The following is an 18728-nucleotide window of genomic DNA, read 5'->3' as shown; positions in this document are numbered from 1 at the left end:
TCCTAGAAACGAACCAGCGCGGAGCCCCAGGTAAACCCACCGCCAAAGGCTTCAAGCAGGACCAACTGACCAGGCTTAATACGCCCATCGCGTACCGCTTCATCAAGTGCACAAGGCACAGAAGCAGCAGAGGTATTACCGTGGCGATCCAGGGTCACGACGACATTGTCCATCGACATGCCGAGTTTTTTCGCCGTTGCGCTGATAATACGCAGGTTCGCCTGATGCGGAACCAGCCAGTCCAGTTGAGAACGGTCAAGATTATTCGCCGCCAGCGTCTCATCAACGATGTGCGCAAGCTCAGTTACCGCGACCTTGAAGACTTCGTTGCCTGCCATAGTCAGATGAATTGAATTCTCTGGATTCACACGGTCAGCGTTAGGCAGCGTCAGCAATTCACCATAGCTGCCGTCGGCATGCAGATGGGTGGAGATAATTCCTGGCTCTTCAGAGGCGGCCAGCACCGCAGCGCCCGCACCATCACCAAAAATGATAATGGTTCCGCGATCTGTTGGATCGCAGGTGCGCGCCAGTACATCGGAACCGACGACCAGAGCATACTTCACCGCACCAGATTTCACATATTGATCAGCTACGCTCAGGGCGTAGGTGAAACCTGCACAGGCTGCGGCAACGTCAAACGCCGGGCAACCTTTAATGCCCAACATGCTTTGAATCTGACATGCTGCGCTCGGGAAGGCGTGCGTGGCAGAAGTCGTTGCCACAACAATCAGGCCAATCTGGTCTTTGTCGATCCCCGCCATTTCAATTGCACGTGTCGCCGCTTCGAAGCCCATGGTAGAAACGGTTTCGTTTGGTGCAGCAATATGACGTTCACGGATGCCAGTACGAGTAACAATCCACTCGTCAGAGGTATCCACCATTTTTTCCAGATCGGCGTTTGTCCGCACTTGTTCGGGCAGATAGCTGCCAGTACCAATAATCTTCGTATACATGTACGCTCAGTCACTTTTCGGTTATATACCGTCACTTGCAAACTGCGAGTTCGCTGGCAGCGTCCTGCTACCGCAGAGTTCCGCTTTTGCCACCGTCCAGCAGCTCAAAACCAGCTGGGTATACAGATTTCAGGCGAGCGGCAATTCGCTGAGGAACTTGTCGCTGCACCGCCTGCACTGCCTGTTCAATCGCGACCGCAAAAGCTCGCTGATTGGCCGCACCATGACTTTTTATCACCGTGCCGCGCAATCCTAACAGACAGGCGCCGTTATACTGGTCGGGGTTGAGGTGACTGAATCGCCTCGTCAGGCTCTTTTGTAGCCAACGCTTTAATAACAGTAGCCACCACGACCGTTTTTTCCCTTCTCCCTGGGATTTCAGCAGAGAAAGGAACATCCTGACAACACCTTCCATCGTCTTTAATGTGACATTTCCTGTAAAACCGTCACAGACCAACACATCTGTCTTGCCAGTTAATAACTCATTGGCTTCAAGATAGCCGATATAATTGACAGAAGGGATTGTTTTAAGCACAGCTGAGGCGTCCCGAATACTGTCGAGACCCTTTACTTCTTCTTCACCAATATTGAGCAACGCCACGCGAGGGTTAGGGATTTCCACCACCTCTTCTGCCAAAACAGAGCCCATAATGGCGAATTGCACCAACATTGTGCTATCACAATCGACGTTGGCCCCTAAATCGAGAACCACCGTTTTGCCCTTTTGCTGATGCGGTAACACCGTCACCAACGCCGGACGCTCAATCCCCTCCAGGGGTTTGAGCAATAATTTTGCCAGTCCCATCAGCGCCCCGGTATTACCGGCACTGACACAGGCCTGCGCTCGCCCCTCTTTCACCAGTTCCAAAGCCACGCGCATTGAGCTACCACGACTGCCGCGGATAGCTTGCGAAGGCCGGGCATCACTGGCGATAACTGACTGCGCAGGGATAATCTGCAAACGCGAACGTTGTTCGAAGTCAGCTTTAGCAAGTAATGGCGTGATGGCGTCGGGATTACCGACTAAAAGAAGAGTGAGTTGCGAATTAGAGTTCAGTGCCTGCAAAGCTGCAGGCACTGTCACAGAAGGGCCAAAATCGCCCCCCATGACATCTAACGCCAGGGTTAGACGTGTCAAGGTATCGTCGCCGCCCGGTTTGGTCTTTCCCCAGTTACCTGGGGAAAATCCTCACTAAGCTTCATCACGCAGACGCGTGATTACTTAGCGATGACCTTGCGGCCGCGGTAGTAACCGTCGGCAGTGATGTGGTGACGCAGGTGTTTTTCACCAGAAGTTTTGTCTACAGACAGGCTGGTGACTGCGGTCAGCGCGTCATGGGAACGACGCATGCCACGTTTGGAACGGGTTGGTTTATTCTGTTGTACGGCCATGGACCTTACTCCTCAATTACGGTTTATCCCCGATCCAACGGGGAGCACCAATTACTTACGCTTTAAGCTGGCTAATACGGCAAATGGGTTTGGTTTTTGCGCTTCATCAGGCAATTCACCAAAGACCATGTCCGCTTCGGACACTTCACAGTGTTCAGAATCATGCACCGGAACTACCGGCAAGGCGAGGATGATTTCATCTTCAACCATTGCAAGCAGATCGATTTCACCGAATTCGTTAACCTCAATCGGTTCATACGTTTCCGGCAGTGCTTCAGCCTGTTCGTCTGAACGCACAGGACTAAAACAATACGTTGTGTAGACCTGATGAGAAAACGGCTTCCCGCAACGCTGACACTCGAGCGTTACCGTCACCTTCGCATCGCCGTTTAACACTGCGAGACGTTGGTTATCGATAGCGAACGACATGGAGCATTCCACATCACTGTCCACACTGACTACAGATTCAGCGACGCGCTCAACCTGATCAGGAGTATAAATACCCTGGTAATCAAGGCGTTTTTGAGCCGTACGAACCGGATCGAGAGTCAGGGGTAATTTTACCTTTTGCATAGGGCGCGCATATTAACTTTGTAACGTCATAGAGTCAAAGAAAAAGGCAGCCTGTGGTTGCCTTTTGCCAATAATTCGCACACATTGCGGGTTACTGCTTTATTTTCGTTCAGTGCTGACAACGAACATCAACCTGCAAAACGAAGCGCATAGTTTAAAATGGCTATCATCAATACGCTATATCTGATGGAAAAAAATATGTCTAAACTTATTTTAGCCTCCACCTCGCCCTGGCGCCGCGCTCTACTTGAAAAACTGCAAATCTCTTTCGAATGTGCCGCGCCGGAGGTCGACGAAACCCCGCATAGCGATGAATCACCTCGCCAACTGGTGCTTCGACTGGCGCAAGAAAAAGCGCAATCCTTAGCATCACGTTATCCAGACCATTTAATTATTGGTTCTGACCAGGTGTGTGTTCTTGACGGTGAAATCACCGGTAAACCGTTAACGGAAGAAAATGCGCGCCTGCAATTACGCAAAGCCAGCGGCAATATTGTCACCTTTTATACCGGGCTGGCATTGTATAATTCCGCCAACGGACATCTGCAAACAGAAGTGGAACCATTTGACGTCCATTTCCGTCATCTGAGCGAGGCGGAGATTGATAATTACGTGCGTAAGGAGCATCCCCTGCACTGTGCAGGTAGCTTTAAGAGTGAAGGCTTTGGCATTACGCTATTCGAGCGTTTAGAAGGGCGTGACCCTAACACGCTGGTTGGTTTGCCGCTTATTGCGCTCTGTCAGATGTTACGTCGGGAAGGGAAAAACCCGCTGATGGGATAATTTTATGGGCCGGACGCGTTTACGCCGCATCCGGCAATTGGTGCTGACTGCCTGATGCGGCGTAAACGCCTTATCAGGCCTACCGCCTACTATCTGATTTATATGCTCGCATTAACGCGTATTACGCAGTTTCTGCAAACAACGCTTCAAACCATCATCCATCGGCGCTTCGATACGCATCACCTCACCCGTTCCCGGATGGGTAAACTTCAACGCCGCGGCGTGCAGGAATAAACGATTTAATCCCGTTCCCGCTTCAGTGAGTTGTTTATCAAATTCGCGGTCGCCGTAACGATCATCAAAGGCAATCGGATGACCAGCGTATTGCGTATGCACACGGATCTGGTGTGTACGACCGGTCACCGGGCTACAACGCACCAGCGTGGCAAACGCATAGCGTTCTTCCACTTTGAAGCGCGTTTCTGACGGCTTACCCTCCTGGCTCACACGCACAATACGCTCACCGCTTTGCAGAATGTTTTTCAGCAACGGCGCTTGCACGCTTTTCACGTGTGACTGCCACTGACCGCGCACCAGCGCCAGGTAATCTTTTTGCATACCTTTTTCACGTAATTGCTCATGTAGAGAACGTAACGCCGAGCGTTTTTTCGCTACCAGCAGTACACCAGAGGTGTCCCGGTCGAGTCGATGCACCAGTTCAAGGAACCGCGCTTCGGGGCGCAACGCCCTCAGTCCTTCAAAACGCCGAAACTTAAACCACTGCCGCCATGTACTGCTGTGCCAGACGGTTTATTCAACACCAGGATATGATCATCTTCATATAAGATGACATCCGCCAGCGCAGCGACTTTTTGCAGATGCGGCGAAACCGCGTCTTCTTCCCGTTCAGCAACGCGAACCGGCGGAATACGCACTTCATCGCCAGCTTCGAGTTTATATTCAGGCTTAATACGTTTTTTGTTCACCCGTACTTCGCCTTTACGCAAAATACGGTAGATCATACTTTTTGGTACGCCTTTCAATTGGGTACGCAAAAAGTTGTCGATACGTTGCCCCGCTTCATCAGCGGTAATAGCAACAATTTTTACGGATGGAGTCTCTGTTTTCATGGTGGGCGATTCTAAATAGCCAGCAGGATTCGCGCCACTCATTTTTCTATGCTTATATTTAGTTCTGCACCTTATTACTTCCCAGCGCAATCACTTAATTGCTGGTTATTAAACCAATCACCAGCAAGAAGTGAAAAAACTGTGAGTAAGTGGGTGATAAATGGTAAAAGTCATCTTGCTATAACAAGGCTTGCAGTGGAATAATGAGAACGTTTCCGTGTCCAACCTTGTTAAAACAAGAAATTTTACGGAATAACCCATTTTGCCCGACCGATCATCAACGCAGCAATGGCGTAAGACGTATTGATCTTTCAGGCAGTTAGCGGGCTGCGGGTTGCAGTCCTTACCGGTAGATGGAAATATTTCTGGAGAGTAATACCCAGTCTGTTTCTCTGATAATTGCGCTGTTTTTCCGCATGAAAAACGGGCAACCGACACTCTGCGCCTCTTTGAGCTGACGATAACCGTGAGGTTGGCGACGCGACTAGACACGAGGCCATCGGTTCACACCCGGAAAGGCGTTACTTTGCCCGCAGCTTAGTCGTCAATGTAAGAATAATGAGTAAGTTACGATGAAAAGAATGTTAATCAACGCAACTCAGCAGGAAGAGTTGCGCGTTGCCCTTGTAGATGGGCAGCGTCTGTATGATCTGGATATCGAAAGTCCAGGGCATGAACAGAAAAAGGCGAACATCTACAAAGGTAAAATCACCCGCATTGAACCGAGTCTGGAAGCTGCTTTTGTTGATTACGGCGCTGAACGTCACGGTTTCCTCCCACTAAAAGAAATTGCCCGCGAATATTTCCCTGCTAACTACAGTGCTCATGGCCGCCCCAACATTAAAGATGTGTTGCGTGAAGGTCAGGAGGTCATTGTTCAGATCGATAAAGAAGAGCGCGGTAACAAAGGCGCAGCACTGACCACCTTTATCAGCCTGGCGGGTAGCTATCTGGTTCTGATGCCGAACAACCCGCGCGCGGGTGGCATTTCTCGCCGTATCGAAGGCGACGACCGTACCGAATTAAAAGAAGCACTGGCAAGCCTTGAACTGCCTGAAGGCATGGGGCTTATCGTGCGTACTGCTGGCGTCGGCAAATCTGCCGAGGCGCTCCAGTGGGATCTGAGCTTCCGTCTGAAACACTGGGAAGCGATCAAAAAAGCCGCTGAAAGCCGCCCTGCTCCGTTCCTGATTCACCAGGAAAGCAACGTTATCGTTCGCGCTTTCCGCGACTACCTGCGTCAGGACATAGGTGAAATCCTTATTGATAACCCGAAAGTGCTCGAACTGGCGCGTCAGCATATCGCCGCGTTGGGCCGCCCGGATTTCAGCAGCAAAATCAAACTGTACACGGGTGAAATTCCACTGTTCAGCCACTACCAGATTGAATCGCAGATCGAGTCCGCTTTCCAGCGTGAAGTTCGTCTGCCGTCCGGTGGTTCTATTGTTATCGACAGCACCGAAGCGTTAACCGCCATCGACATCAACTCCGCACGCGCAACCCGCGGCGGTGATATCGAAGAAACCGCGTTTAACACTAACCTGGAAGCTGCTGATGAGATTGCTCGTCAGTTGCGTCTGCGTGACCTCGGCGGCCTGATTGTTATCGACTTTATTGACATGACGCCAGTACGCCACCAGCGTGCGGTAGAAAACCGTCTGCGTGAAGCGGTACGTCAGGATCGTGCGCGTATTCAAATCAGCCATATTTCTCGCTTCGGCCTGCTCGAGATGTCCCGTCAGCGCCTTAGCCCATCGCTGGGTGAATCCAGCCATCACGTCTGCCCGCGTTGCTCCGGTACTGGCACCGTGCGTGACAACGAATCCCTGTCGCTCTCTATTCTGCGTCTGATTGAAGAAGAAGCCCTGAAAGAGAACACTCAGGAAGTCCACGCTATTGTTCCTGTCCCCATTGCTTCTTACCTGCTGAACGAAAAACGTTCTGCGGTGAATGCAATTGAAACCCGTCAGGACGGCGTGCGCTGCGTGATTGTACCAAACGATCAGATGGAAACTCCGCACTACCACGTGCTGCGCGTGCGTAAAGGAGAAGAGACGCCGACCTTAAGCTACATGCTGCCAAAACTGCATGAAGAAGCGATGGCATTACCTTCTGAGGAAGAATTCCCTGAACGTAAACGCCCGGAACAACCTGCACTGGCAACCTTCGCCATGCCGGATGTTCCACCAGCGCCAACCCCGGCTGAAACTGTAGCACCGGCAGCAACCCCAGCACCGAAAGCTGCGCCGACAACGCCTGCTGCTCCAGCACAACCAGGCCTGTTGAGCCGTCTTTTCAACGCACTGAAATCGTTGTTCAGCGGCGGCGAAGAAACCAAACCGGCCGAGCAACCCGCGTCGAAAGCAGAAGCAAAACCGGAGCGCCAACAGGATCGCCGTAAGCCTCGCCAGAACAACCGCCGTGACCGTAATGAACGCCGCGATACACGTAGTGAGCGTACAGAGGGCAGCGATAATCGCGAAGAAAACCGTCGTAATCGTCGCCAGGCACAGCAGCAGACTGCCGAGGCTCGTGAGAACCGTCAGCAGACCGATGTAACTGAAAAAGCACGCACCACTGACGAGCAGCAAGCACCGCGTCGTGAACGTAGCCGTCGCCGTAACGACGATAAACGTCAGGTGCAACAAGAAGCTAAAGCGCTGAATGTTGAAGAGCCATCTGTTCAGGAAACCGACCAGGAAGAACGTGTACGTCCGGTTCAACCACGTCGTAAACAGCGTCAACTGAACCAAAAAGTGCGTTACGAGCAAAGCGTTGCTGAAGAAGTTGTAGTCGCACCGGTGGTTGAAGAAACCGTCGCTGCCGAGCCTGTTATGCAGGAAACGCCTGCCCAGCGAACTGAACTGGTAAAAGTTCCGCTGCCTGTGGTTGCGCAAACTGCGCCGGAACAGCAAGAAGAGAACAATGCCGATAACCGTGACAACGGTGGCATGCCACGTCGTTCTCGTCGTTCGCCTCGTCACCTGCGCGTAAGTGGCCAGCGTCGTCGCCGCTATCGTGACGAGCGTTATCCGGTTCAGTCACCAATGCCGTTAACTGTAGCGTGCGCATCTCCGGAACTGGCCTCTGGCAAAGTCTGGATCCGCTACCCGGTTGTACGTCCGCAAGATGTACAGGTTGAAGAACAACGCGAGCAGGAAGAAGTACAGGTTCAGCCGATGGTGACTGAAGTCCCTGTCGCCGCCGCTGTGGAGCCAGTCATTGCCGCGCCGGTTGTTGAAGAAGTAACTGAAGTCGTAGAAGCACCTGTTCAGGTTGCCGAACCGCAAGTGGTTGAAACGACGCATCCTGAAGTGATTGCCGCTGCAGTAACTGAACAGCCGCAGGTGATTGCCGAAGCTGATGTTGCCGTAGCGCAGGAAGTTGCAGAGCACGCAGAACCAGTGGTTGAACCGCAGGAAGAGACGGCTGATATTGAAGAAGTTGCCGAAACTGCCGAGGTTGTGATTGCCGAACCTGAAGTCGTTGCTCAACCTGCCGCGCCTGTGGTCGCTGAAGTTGCAGCAGAGGTTGAAACAGTAGCCCCTGTTGAAGCCGAGGTAGTCGTAGAGCATAACCACGCTACCGCGCCGATGACACGTGCTCCGGCACCGGAATATGTTCCGGAAGCGCCGCGCCACAGTGATTGGCAGCGTCCAGCCTTTGCCTTCGAAGGTAAAGGTGCCGCTGGTGGTCATACGGCGACGCATCATGCCTCTGCCGCCCCTGCGCGTCCGCAACCTGTTGAGTAATCATTAACTCAAAGCGATCAAGCCCTGGCAACCGCCGGGGCTTTTTTTATTTCAGTTATGAATCAATATATTCAACTTCACCCAATGGTATTCTTGCCAGCCACACTCAAAAATAAGGCAAAAAAATGCCCGCTCAGGCGATCCCAGAGCGGGCAGACAAAACATACCCAGTTTCATGATATGTTTGAAAAGTGCTTATTTATTGAGCTGAAAAAGCGATAATCCTTGCATATCAGTAAACGCTTTGTACGACGCCTGCAACGCCGTTTGCTGCATGATGTAAGATGAAATCGTCGCGTTCCAGTCCACATCAACCAAATCACTCATCTGCTGCGTCTGACCTAAAGCGCGATCGCTACCTAATGAATCCAGCGACTCCAGTTCGTTCAACTGTGTGCCTAATTCCGCACGTACGGTGAGCACATTATTCAGCGAGTTTTTCAGGCCACGGTTAGTTTTATCTAATGCCGCAGCAGCGGTTTCTTTATCCGCTTCACTATCTGCAACCGGTGTTTTCAGCGCAGCGATGGCGCTATCCAGCATAGCAAAAAGGCTGGTTTCAGAATCGCTACCATCTGGTTCCGCTACCGCATTACTGGTAATGCTATTAAAAATTTTGTCGCCGGTATGCCCTATCACCATCGAACGCGAAGCATCAACCTGTTGCTTAATACTTTCAGTTCCGCCGACATATTCACCTTTCGCTTCGCTAAACGGTGCGGATTCGGTTTTATAACCAGCAAAAATGTAGCGCCCGTTACCGTCAGTGGTATTCGCCAGATTCAACAACTGGTCGCGGAGTCCCTGAATATCCGTGGCTAACGATGCCCGATCATCGTCACTTAACGTGCCGTTGCTGGCGTAGACAATTTTTTCCTGGGCGTTCTGGATTGCCGTAGTAACCTGGCTAAGCACACTCTCTTCCAGCGACACTTTTTGCGTCGCGAAAGTACGCGCCAGCGTGTACTGACTGTTTTGCGCCTGCGCTTGTGAGAGCACGACAGCTTGTGATGCAGCAATGGGATCGTCAGAAGGGTTAACAACTCGCTTACCCGTCGACATCTGTTCGCCATACTTCATCCATTCCGCCTGGGAACTGGTGATACCGCGCATATTTTGCTGGTACATCATCTGGGTACTGAAACGCATTTTTTCTCTCCCTTAGCGAATGTTAATAAGCGCATCGAAAATGGTGTTCGCCGTCTGCAGAACCTGCGCATTCGCCAGGTAGTACTGCTGAAAACGTTGCAAGTTGCCGTACTCTTCATCAAGGTTGACGCCGGAAATAGATTGCTGCTGATTAGAGAGTTGCGTCACCACATTACCTTGCGTCGTACTGCTGGTTTTCAACGTAGCAGTTTTATTGCCGATATCACTCACTAACGAGGCATAGGCGTCGTTGAAGGATTTCGCCCCGCCCACCGTTTTACTGTTGCTTTGCAAATCCAGTAGCGCCTGACCATTACGGTTATCGCTCTCACCAGCGGTTTTATCGCTCGCCATGGCGATTTTCGCTTCGTCGGTGATTAAAACGTCCATGTTGACGATGGCATCGCTTACCGGTTTCAACGTGAAGCTGTCATTAGCATCTGGTGTGCCGATAAACGTCAACTCCAGACCGTCAAACGAAACTTTACCGTCGGCATCTGGCGTCACCGTAAAAGTAGTATTGCTGGCAAGGCGGGTGACCTGCCACTGATTATTGTTGAAAGAGATTTTGTAATCTGTTGCCAGCACCGCGGAGCCGTCGGTCACCGTGGCGCTGATCGCGCTACTACCCTGGTTTTTAGTATTCTCCAGCACAGCCGGTTTCCCGATGGCAAAAAAATCTTTCCCTGTATCGCCATTGGCATCAAACCCGTCTTTGTGTTGAGTATTGAAAGCCCCGGCAAATGCCAGCGCCAGTTGTCCGAGCGTATTGCGCGTCTGGTCGAGATCCTGAGAACGGAATGTCAGAAGGCCGCCCAGCGACCCGGTATTCAGTAATTTCTCCGGGATCTCAATATTGCCCACAGTACTATCAACATAAGCGATTGTCGTGCGGGAAGGATCGGCGCTGGACGGTACTGCCGCCAACTGACGCGCCGTGCTGCCCTGTACCAGTGAGTAACCATTGGCCATCGTGATGTTGTAAGTGCCGCCATCCTGAACGCTGACTTCTACACCAACGATCTGGTTTAATTCGCTCACCAGTTGATCACGTTGATCCAGCAGCTCGTTAGGTGACGCCCCTGCCCCCACACCTGTCAGGCGTGAGATTTGATCGTTCAGACTGGCGATTTGTTTAGCATAATTGTTGATCTGGTCAACGCTGGCACCTATCGCGATATTGATCTGTTTATCCTGGTCGCGCAGATACTGATCGGTGGTTTTAAACTGGTTTACCAGCCCTTCTGCTTTACCGATAAGCGCCTGACGTGCCGCCGGATCTTCCGCGTTACTGACCAGTGTTTGCAGACTGGTGAAGAAATCCTGCATCTGTGTTGCCAGCGAGGTCGTGCTGCCAGAAAGCATATTGTCGATTTTCGACATCTGTTCATAGCGGGAAGTCAGACCGCTACTCTGGGTTTGCGCCGCACGTAACTGGTTGGTAATAAACGCATCATACTCACGTTGCACACCGGATACGTAGACACCATTGCCAACCCAACCACCTGCACCCAGAGTGCTGTTGGCCTGCGCCATAATGGTGGTTTGGCGGGTATATCCGGCAACGTTATAGCTGGAAATATTATTACTCGCCGTATTTAACGCTGCCTGCGCCGCGTTAAGTCCGCTCATGGCGTTATTGATCAAGCTGGACATGGAGGTTCCTTATAAGCCTTCAATTACAGAGCATTATCGGCAGACACCCGCCGGACTTGAGTTCTTCAGAACAGATTATCGATACTCATGTTGTAAGTTTTGCTCACTTTGTCGCTTACCGATTTCATCTGCTGAATCATATGGGTTAGTTTGCGGGCATAATGAGGATCGGTCGCATATCCCGCGTCCTGTAATGCCTGCGCCCCCTGCTCAGCGCTTTTGGCATTCGTCACGGCGGCGTAACGCGGGTTACGTGTTAATAGACCGACATAATCTGAAAGCGCTTCAAGATATGAGCTGTAAACCCGGAACTTCGCCTTTACTTTCTTCGCTTCGCCATTTTCATATTCGGTGGTGGTAATTTCAGTGATCGGCCCTTTCCAATTGCCGGAGGCTTTGACGCCAAACAGGTTATAGCTTGGCTCACCATTTTCACGACGGATTTGCCGTTGTCCCCAGCCTGATTCCAGCGCCGCCTGGGCAAGGATCAGATGATGCGGCACACCACTTTGCTGGCTTGCCCGTTGGGCGGGAAGCGAGAGTTGCGCGAGGAACGCTTTGCTGTCACCAGGTAGCGAATCATCGTAGTTACGTGGTACGGCTTTTTGCACCAGTTGCGAGAGCGCCTGGTTTTGGTAACGCATCACAGTTTCAAGCGGGAATTTCATCGGTGCCGCTGGCGTTGCTTCATCTGGCAACGGCTGCTCTGGTGTCATCTGTTTAACCATCATCTCCGCCAGCCCCAGACCTTTGCCTGCTGTCATCTGTTGGGCAATCTGCTGGTCATACATACTGGTGTAGAGTCGGGTATGCTCGCTGCTGAACAGGCCATCTTTCGGTAAGGCTTCACGCATACTTTTCAGCATCATCTGCACGAACATCCCTTCTACCTGACGAGCCACCGGGCGAATATTTGCCGCCGGATCTTCACCCACTTTCGCTTTCAGGTCATTAAGCGATTGTGCATCCCAGGCGGCACTGGCCAGCAGTTTGCTGTCGCTAATCATCAGATGATTTCCAGTTTTGCCCGCAGACATCCCGCGCTTTGCATCGATTGCAGTATGGACATCAGATCCATCGGCGTAGCCCCCAATGCATTGAGCGCGCGCACTACGTTATTGAGGCTGGCGCTTGAACGCACGCTTTGCAGCGAACCACCGCTCTGACGTAAGTCGATCTGCGTTTGTGGGGTTACCACGGTTTCTCCACCACCAAACGGCGTATCTGGCTGGCTGACATTCACCTGGCGATTCACCGTAACCGAGAGGTTGCCCTGTGCCACCGCGCAGCTATCGAGGGTCACTTCACGATTCATCACTACTGAACCGGTACGCGAGTTAATAATCACTTTGGCGTCCTGCGGAGTGACATTGACCTGCATGTTCTGGATATCGGCAAGGAAACGCACCTGGGAACTGTTGCCACTCGGCACGCGTACCTGAATAGTTCGCGCATCTAACGCCGTCGCGTTGCCGTATCCGCGTGTGCGGTTGATGGTATCGGCAATTTCCTGCGCCAGGGTGAAATCTTCCTCATTTAGCTGCAAATTGAAGGTATTGCCAGCACCAAACTGGCTGGGCAATTCGCGCTCAATAATTGCACCATTGGTGATCCGTCCGCCATTCAATTGGTTAACCTGAACACTGCTGCCCCCCGCCGATGCGCCTGCGCCGCCGACCAGAATATTGCCCTGCGCCAGCGCATACACCTGGCTATCGACACCCTTAAGCGGTGTCATCAGCAGCGTACCGCCACGCAGACTTTTGGCGTTACCCATCGACGACACCACGACATCAATGGTTTGCCCCTGGCGTCCAAAAGGCGGAAGTGACGCCGTCACCATTACCGCAGCGACGTTTTTTAACTGCATATTGGTGCCTGTCGGAACGGTAATTCCCAACTGCGAGAGCATGTTATTTAGCGTTTGCGTGGTAAACGGCGTCTGGGTCGTCTGGTCACCCGTACCATCCAGGCCAACTACCAACCCATAACCAATCAGCGAGTTTTGCCGTACGCCCTGAACGCTGGTGAGATCGCGAATACGCTCGGCCTGCGCCACGACCGCAACCAGCAGAAGAATGAATGCAGAGAGAAATTTAATCACCACAGCCTCACTTACATTGGCGACAGGTTAAGGAAGAAACGCTGTAACCAGCCCATATTTTGTGCTTCGTTAATGTAGCCATTGCCAACGTACTCAATGCGCGCATCCGCCACCTGGGTAGACGGTACGGTGTTGCTACCACTGATAGTGCGTGGATTGACCACGCCGGAGAAGCGAATAAATTCGGTGCCCTGATTAATGGCGATCTGTTTTTCACCCACCACATGCAGGTTACCGTTTACCAGCACTTGATCGACCGTCACCGTCAACGTGCCGCTGAAGGTATTGCTGGCATTGGCTCCACCTTTCCCGTTGAAGCTATTGCCGCCAGAGGCATCGACATCAGCGCGGGCATTACCAAACAGCCCCTGCAAATAGCGCGGCACAGTATCAAAGCCAAAATTGGTTTTACCGTCGCGGCTGGCATTAGCGGAAGAACTCTTGCTGGCACTGACGTTTTCCTGCAACACAATGGTCAGCGTATCGCCAATATTACGTGGGCGGCGATCTTCAAACAGCGGTTGATAGCCATAGTTAATCGGCTGAGCAGACTGGAATATGGAACCGTTGGCGACGGGTGTCGGACCAGGAACCGGCTGTGCAGTAGTCGCCCCCTGTACCAACGGCGTGGAGGGTATCCAGGCACAGCCGGTCAGTGAAAACACCAACAAGCTGGAAATGGCGTAAATGCGCGCAGCGTTTTTTTTGCATGGCTATCATCTTTAAAAATCAGTAAACCGGTGAACCAGCCACCGGTTATGCCTTAGAGTTGCGTCAGTTTTTGCAGCATCTGATCGGTGGTAGATACCGCTTTACTGTTGATTTCGTAGGCACGTTGTACCTGAATCATGTTGACCAGTTCTTCCGCCACGTTGACGTTAGATGTTTCAACATACCCTTGATACAGCAGCCCCGCGCCGTTCAGACCCGGTGTACTTTCGTTCGGTGCGCCGGAGGATTGCGTTTCGGTGTAGAGGTTTTCGCCAATGCTCTCCAGCCCAGTGTCGTTCATAAAGGTGGTGAGATTAAGCTGCCCAACCTGAACCGGAGCCGCCTGGCCTTGCTGGGTTACGCTGACCACGCCATCACGACCGATGGTGATGCTTAACGCATTCGCTGGAATGGTGATCGCAGGCTGTACCTGAAAACCACCCGCCGTCACCAACTGCCCGTTCTGATCCACCTGGAAAGAGCCGTCGCGGGTGTAGGCCGATGAGCCATCCGGCAGCATGATCTGGAAAAAACCCTGCCCTTTAATCGCCACATCTTTGCTGTTATTGGTTTGCGACAGGTTGCCCTGACTGTGTAGGCGTTCAGTGGCAACCGGACGCACACCAGTACCGATTTGTAACCCGGACGGCAAGGTGGTTTGTTCGGAAGACTGCGCACCAGGCTGGCGAATGGTTTGATAAAGCAGATCTTCAAACACCGCCCGCTGACGCTTGAAACCGTTGGTACTGACGTTTGCCAGGTTGTTGGCAATGACGTCCATATTGGTTTGCTGGGCGTCGAGGCCGGTTTTGGCGATCCATAATGAACTGATCATAAAATGTCCTGTAGTGGAGTGCTGACCACGTGCATATGTCTTTTTACCGGATGCGGCGTAAACGCCTTATCCGGCCTACAAGATCTCGCAAATTCAATACATTGCGATGCAACTCGTAAGCCCGATAAAATTGCGCATCAGGTAACTTATGCTTGTCACTTATCCTTTCAATTAACTCATCGAAAGCAGTTGATTGGCACGGCCTGCGTTATCATCAACGCTGCTGATAACCTTCATCTGCATTTCAAAACGCCGCGCGCTGGCAATCATGTCGCTCATCGCCGCAACAGCATTGACATTACTGCCTTCCAGCACGCCCGACATCACCCGTAACGTCGGGTCTGCCTGAAGTTCCGCTCCACGTGTGGCCTGACTTTCAGCAGTCAAACGAAAAATGCCGTCATCGCCGCGCTGCACTTCACTGCCCGTAGCTTTCACCAGTTTCAGCCGCCCGACTGGAGCGACGGTATTTGCCGGATCGCCAGAATTCAGCGCCGAGATAGTACCATCGGCAGCAATAGTGATTTCCGCCCCTTCCGGCACAGCAATCGGCCCCGCCTCACCAATCACCGGATGCCCCTGAATCGTCAGTTGCCCGGTGGGATCAACCTGAATGCTGCCATTACGCGTATATCCTTCGCTACCGTCAGCGGTCTGCACGGCCAGCCAGCCGTCTTGCTGTAACGCAACATCCAGCGGACGTGAGGTGTAATCCATCTTGCCGGGCGTCATGTCTGCCCCTGGCGTAGATGCCGTCACCAGCGTGCGTGTAGGCAGCGAAAGTCCCTCTACCGGCACTGCACGTAAGGCGTTTATCTGCGCGCGAAAACCAGGTGTAGATGCATTCGCCAGATTACTGGCAGTTACCGCTTGCTGATTCAGCGTCTGGCTGGCGGCCCCCATCGCGGTATAGATTGCGTGATCCATTGAGCTATCCCGTCAGCGATTAGCGTAAGTTAACCAGCGTGTTGAGGATCTGGTCCTGGGTTTTGATAGTCTGGGCGTTGGACTGATAGTTACGCTGGGCGACAATCATATTGACCAGTTCTTTGCTGAGATCGACATTGGACGCTTCCAGCGCCCCATTGGTCAGCGTGCCAAAATTGCCTGTTCCGGCAGTCCCCAACAGCGCCACGCCAGAAGATTGCGTCGCAGACCAGACATTATCGCCTTCGGACGCCAGTCCTTCGTTGTTAGCGAAGTTAGCCAGCACAATCTGCCCCAACAGTTGGGTTTGTTCGTTGGAATAGTTGCCGACTACCGTACCGTCATCGTTGATTTGGTAACTCACCAGATCGCCCGGTTTGTAGCCGTTCTGGGTGGTTGCCACGATGTTGTTCGCACCGGTGTTTTGTTGCATGGAGTTGAGGAAACTTAACGAGAATGAGGCGGGATCTGCACCGTTAATTGCACCGGTGGCAACTAACGCAGAAGCACCAGATGTCAGAGTTCCATTCGCATCAAACGCCAGTGTTGTTACTTGCTTAGCGATACTGGCTGCATCACTACTATCCTGGGTGTAAACATCCCAGTTATTATCCCCGGTCTTCACAAAGTAGACGCTCATGTCATGAGCATTCCCCTGGCTGTCAAATACCGTTACCGAACCTTTTTTGTTATAGCTATCCGCATCGCTGGCATCGAAAGTTTTGACTGTCGGAAGAGGATCACTGGAGTTAAGGTTGATCTGCATTGACGCCGTTGTCGTCGTTTTCGCCGCCATCAGGGTATTCGGAATCGAAATATTGCCTGGATTCGCCCCCTGCTGAATAGTCGGTGGTGTGCCGGTTGCCGGATAACCCGTTAACTGTAAACCTTGCATATTCACCAGATTACGGTTTTCATCGAGTTTAAATTGCCCGTTACGGCTGTAAAACACTGAGCCGTTACTGTCTACGAGGCGGAAGAAACCGTTCTGGCTGATGGCAACGTCAAGGCCACGTCCTGTATTCGTGGTCGTTCCATCGGTAAAATCCTGGGTAATGCCGGCAACTTTTACCCCCAGCCCCACTTTAGAACCCGCGAACATATCAGCAAAAGAAGCCGTACCGGATTTAAAACCATAGGTGGCGGAGTTGGCGATATTGTTGCCAATAACATCGAGGTTGGTGGCGGCTGCGTTTAATCCGCTAACCGCTTGAGAAAAGGCCATGACTGACTCCTGAAATGTGAAGGCTTAAATTATCTGCCGTACTTCGTCGAGAGTGGTGGTGCCGTAAGTGCCGAGATCCAGCGTATTACCGTTGTTACCGCGGATCACGCCCTGCACCAGAGCAAACTGCAGCGGTTGCGCAACTAACTGCGTACCACCGTTACTGGCGCTAATCGCCACGTTATAAGAACCATTCGGTGCGGTTGTGCCGTCAGTTAATGTGCCGTCCCAGGTGAAACTGTGGACTCCGGCGGTCAGTTCACCGATATCAATCGTGCGTACAACCGCGCCATTTTTATCAGTGATCGTGGCGGTGACTTTGTCTGCCGCCTGTTGCAGTTCAACACCAAACGGCGTGGTCGTGGTTACCGCCCCTTCTTCACTGCCAGTACCGGCAAGAATGGTGGTGCCGGGGATCATCACACCATGACCAATCAGGTTACTGGCCTGTAGCGACTGACTGTTGTCTATCTGTCCGGAAATCGAACCGAGTGTAGTATTGAGTTTTTCAATCCCGCTAACCGTGCTGATTTGCGCCAGTTGCGATGTCAACTCGTTGTTCTCCATCGGATTGGTCGGATCCTGATTTTTCAGTTGCGCCACCAGCAAAGTCAGAAAACTGCTTTGTAAATCTGCAGCGTTACTGCCAGTGAGCGAACTACTGCTGGTAGTACTGACACCAGTATTTGTCGGATCGGTGGTGGTTACCGCAATGGACATGGTTTTCTCCTTTATTGACCGAGCGTGAGGGTCTTCAGCATCATGCTTTTCACCGTGTTGAGGACTTCAACGTTGGCCTGATAACTGCGTGATGCCGACATGGTGTTAACCATCTCCCCAACCACATCCACGTTTGGCATTTTCACATAACCCTTCGCGTCCGCCAGTGGATTTCCCGGCTCATATACCAGTTTGTCTGGCGCCTGGCTTTCAATCACGTCAGCCACTTTCACCCCACCTGTCGCGGTTCCCGGCGCGGCGTTCACCTGAAACACCACCTGTTTCGCCCGATAAGGTTGTCCGTCTGGCCCTGTCACGCTATCGGCATTCGCCAGATTACTGGCCGCTACGTTCAGACGCTGGGACTGGGCAGTTAACGCCGACCCGGCGATCTCAAAAATATTCAGCAGTGCCATCCGTTAATTTCCGCTCTGTAAAACGTTCATCATGCCTTTGATTTGCCCACTCAACGCGCTAAGGCTCATCTGATATTGCAGGCTGTTATCGGCAAACTGGGTGCGTTCGCGATCCATATCGACGGTATTGCCGTCCAGCGAAGGCTGATCCGGAATACGGTATTGCAGTTCTGCGGAAGGAGGCGTCAGCGCCTGCGCCGGAATGTGTTGCGTTGAGGTCATGGTCAGGGCCACCACACTGGTTTCATCCCGTCCACGCAGCATTACTTTTTTAAGTTCACTGGCAAAATCTATATCGCGCGCCTGATAACCAGGGGTATCGGCGTTGGCGATGTTTGCCGCCAGCACTTCCTGACGATGGGCGCGCAGATTGAGCGCCTCTTGTTGAAAACGTAAGGCGGCGTCGAGCTTATCGAGCATATCTCCTCCGCAGATATCAAAATTCTGCCGTCAGCTTAA

The 18728-nt window shown here is 52.2% G+C and carries 17 protein-coding genes and 1 pseudogene; 2 read left to right on the top strand and 16 right to left on the bottom strand.

Going from position 1 to position 18728, the window contains the following annotated elements:
* Positions 1-2 precede the first annotated feature (2 nt).
* The 4 genes from fabH to yceD form a co-directional block, all read right to left on the bottom strand.
* Complete coding sequence (gene fabH, locus ESM_RS0107525) at positions 3-956, bottom strand: beta-ketoacyl-ACP synthase III (RefSeq protein WP_000288127.1); 954 nt, start codon at positions 954-956, stop codon at positions 3-5.
* 67 nt (positions 957-1023) lie between these two features.
* On the bottom strand, positions 1024-2094 hold the full coding sequence (plsX, locus tag ESM_RS0107520) for a phosphate acyltransferase PlsX (RefSeq protein WP_000197582.1): 1071 nt from the start codon (positions 2092-2094) through the stop codon (positions 1024-1026).
* An 80-nt stretch (positions 2095-2174) separates the two neighbouring features.
* Positions 2175-2348: a 50S ribosomal protein L32 gene (gene rpmF, locus ESM_RS0107515; protein WP_000290727.1), complete on the bottom strand. Its 174-nt coding sequence runs from the start codon at positions 2346-2348 to the stop codon at positions 2175-2177.
* Positions 2349-2399: 51 nt separating this feature from the next.
* Positions 2400-2921 (bottom strand): 23S rRNA accumulation protein YceD, encoded by a 522-nt coding sequence (yceD, locus tag ESM_RS0107510; RefSeq protein WP_001174477.1) that lies wholly within the window; start codon positions 2919-2921, stop codon positions 2400-2402.
* A gap of 198 nt (positions 2922-3119) precedes the next feature.
* Here yceD and yceF point away from each other — a divergent pair, with 198 nt between their 5' ends.
* A complete protein-coding gene (gene yceF / locus ESM_RS0107505) occupies positions 3120-3704 on the top strand; it encodes a 7-methyl-GTP pyrophosphatase (RefSeq protein WP_001516185.1) in 585 nt (194 codons plus the stop codon).
* Positions 3705-3815: 111 nt separating this feature from the next.
* Here yceF and rluC read toward each other — a convergent pair.
* Positions 3816-4774 (bottom strand): annotated as a pseudogene (gene rluC / locus ESM_RS01000000124300) (23S rRNA pseudouridine(955/2504/2580) synthase RluC).
* Between the two features lie 572 nt (positions 4775-5346).
* Between rluC and rne the strand changes: the two are divergent.
* The gene (gene rne, locus ESM_RS0107495; RefSeq protein WP_000827431.1) at positions 5347-8526 is read left to right on the top strand and encodes a ribonuclease E; all 3180 of its coding nucleotides are present in this window, start codon (positions 5347-5349) and stop codon (positions 8524-8526) included.
* Positions 8527-8721: 195 nt separating this feature from the next.
* Here the strand turns inward: rne and flgL are convergent, their stop codons facing one another.
* From flgL to flgB, 11 genes are all read right to left on the bottom strand, one after another.
* Entirely contained in the window at positions 8722-9675 is a 954-nt protein-coding gene (gene flgL, locus ESM_RS0107490) for a flagellar hook-associated protein FlgL (RefSeq protein WP_001212793.1), read from the bottom strand.
* A gap of 12 nt (positions 9676-9687) precedes the next feature.
* Positions 9688-11331, bottom strand: a complete 1644-nt coding sequence (flgK, locus tag ESM_RS0107485; RefSeq protein WP_000096511.1) for a flagellar hook-associated protein FlgK — start codon at positions 11329-11331, stop codon at positions 9688-9690.
* 65 nt (positions 11332-11396) lie between these two features.
* Positions 11397-12338 (bottom strand): flagellar assembly peptidoglycan hydrolase FlgJ, encoded by a 942-nt coding sequence (flgJ, locus tag ESM_RS0107480; RefSeq protein WP_001516180.1) that lies wholly within the window; start codon positions 12336-12338, stop codon positions 11397-11399.
* Positions 12338-13435, bottom strand: a complete 1098-nt coding sequence (flgI, locus tag ESM_RS0107475) for a flagellar basal body P-ring protein FlgI (RefSeq protein ID WP_000589297.1) — start codon at positions 13433-13435, stop codon at positions 12338-12340. The genes flgJ and flgI overlap by 1 nt, the downstream gene beginning before the upstream one ends.
* A gap of 11 nt (positions 13436-13446) precedes the next feature.
* Positions 13447-14124: a flagellar basal body L-ring protein FlgH gene (flgH, locus tag ESM_RS0107470; protein WP_029329842.1), complete on the bottom strand. Its 678-nt coding sequence runs from the start codon at positions 14122-14124 to the stop codon at positions 13447-13449.
* A 74-nt stretch (positions 14125-14198) separates the two neighbouring features.
* The gene (gene flgG, locus ESM_RS0107465) at positions 14199-14981 is read right to left on the bottom strand and encodes a flagellar basal-body rod protein FlgG (protein ID WP_000625823.1); all 783 of its coding nucleotides are present in this window, start codon (positions 14979-14981) and stop codon (positions 14199-14201) included.
* Positions 14982-15152: 171 nt separating this feature from the next.
* A complete protein-coding gene (flgF, locus tag ESM_RS0107460) occupies positions 15153-15908 on the bottom strand; it encodes a flagellar basal-body rod protein FlgF (protein ID WP_000349270.1) in 756 nt (251 codons plus the stop codon).
* A gap of 19 nt (positions 15909-15927) precedes the next feature.
* Positions 15928-17133, bottom strand: a complete 1206-nt coding sequence (gene flgE, locus ESM_RS0107455; protein ID WP_000885838.1) for a flagellar hook protein FlgE — start codon at positions 17131-17133, stop codon at positions 15928-15930.
* A 24-nt stretch (positions 17134-17157) separates the two neighbouring features.
* Entirely contained in the window at positions 17158-17853 is a 696-nt protein-coding gene (gene flgD, locus ESM_RS0107450; RefSeq protein ID WP_000020468.1) for a flagellar hook assembly protein FlgD, read from the bottom strand.
* Between the two features lie 11 nt (positions 17854-17864).
* Positions 17865-18269 carry a flagellar basal body rod protein FlgC gene (flgC, locus tag ESM_RS0107445; RefSeq protein WP_001196470.1) on the bottom strand — a complete coding sequence of 135 codons (405 nt, stop codon included), beginning with the start codon at positions 18267-18269 and terminating at the stop codon, positions 17865-17867.
* Positions 18270-18272: 3 nt separating this feature from the next.
* Positions 18273-18689: a flagellar basal body rod protein FlgB gene (gene flgB / locus ESM_RS0107440; protein WP_000884689.1), complete on the bottom strand. Its 417-nt coding sequence runs from the start codon at positions 18687-18689 to the stop codon at positions 18273-18275.
* Between the last annotated feature and the right edge of the window lie 39 nt (positions 18690-18728).

Source organism: Escherichia sp. TW09308, from assembly GCF_000208565.1.
In the GTDB taxonomy this organism is placed as follows: Bacteria; Pseudomonadota; Gammaproteobacteria; order Enterobacterales; family Enterobacteriaceae; genus Escherichia; species Escherichia marmotae.
This window is presented reverse-complemented; position numbering and strand designations above follow the sequence as displayed.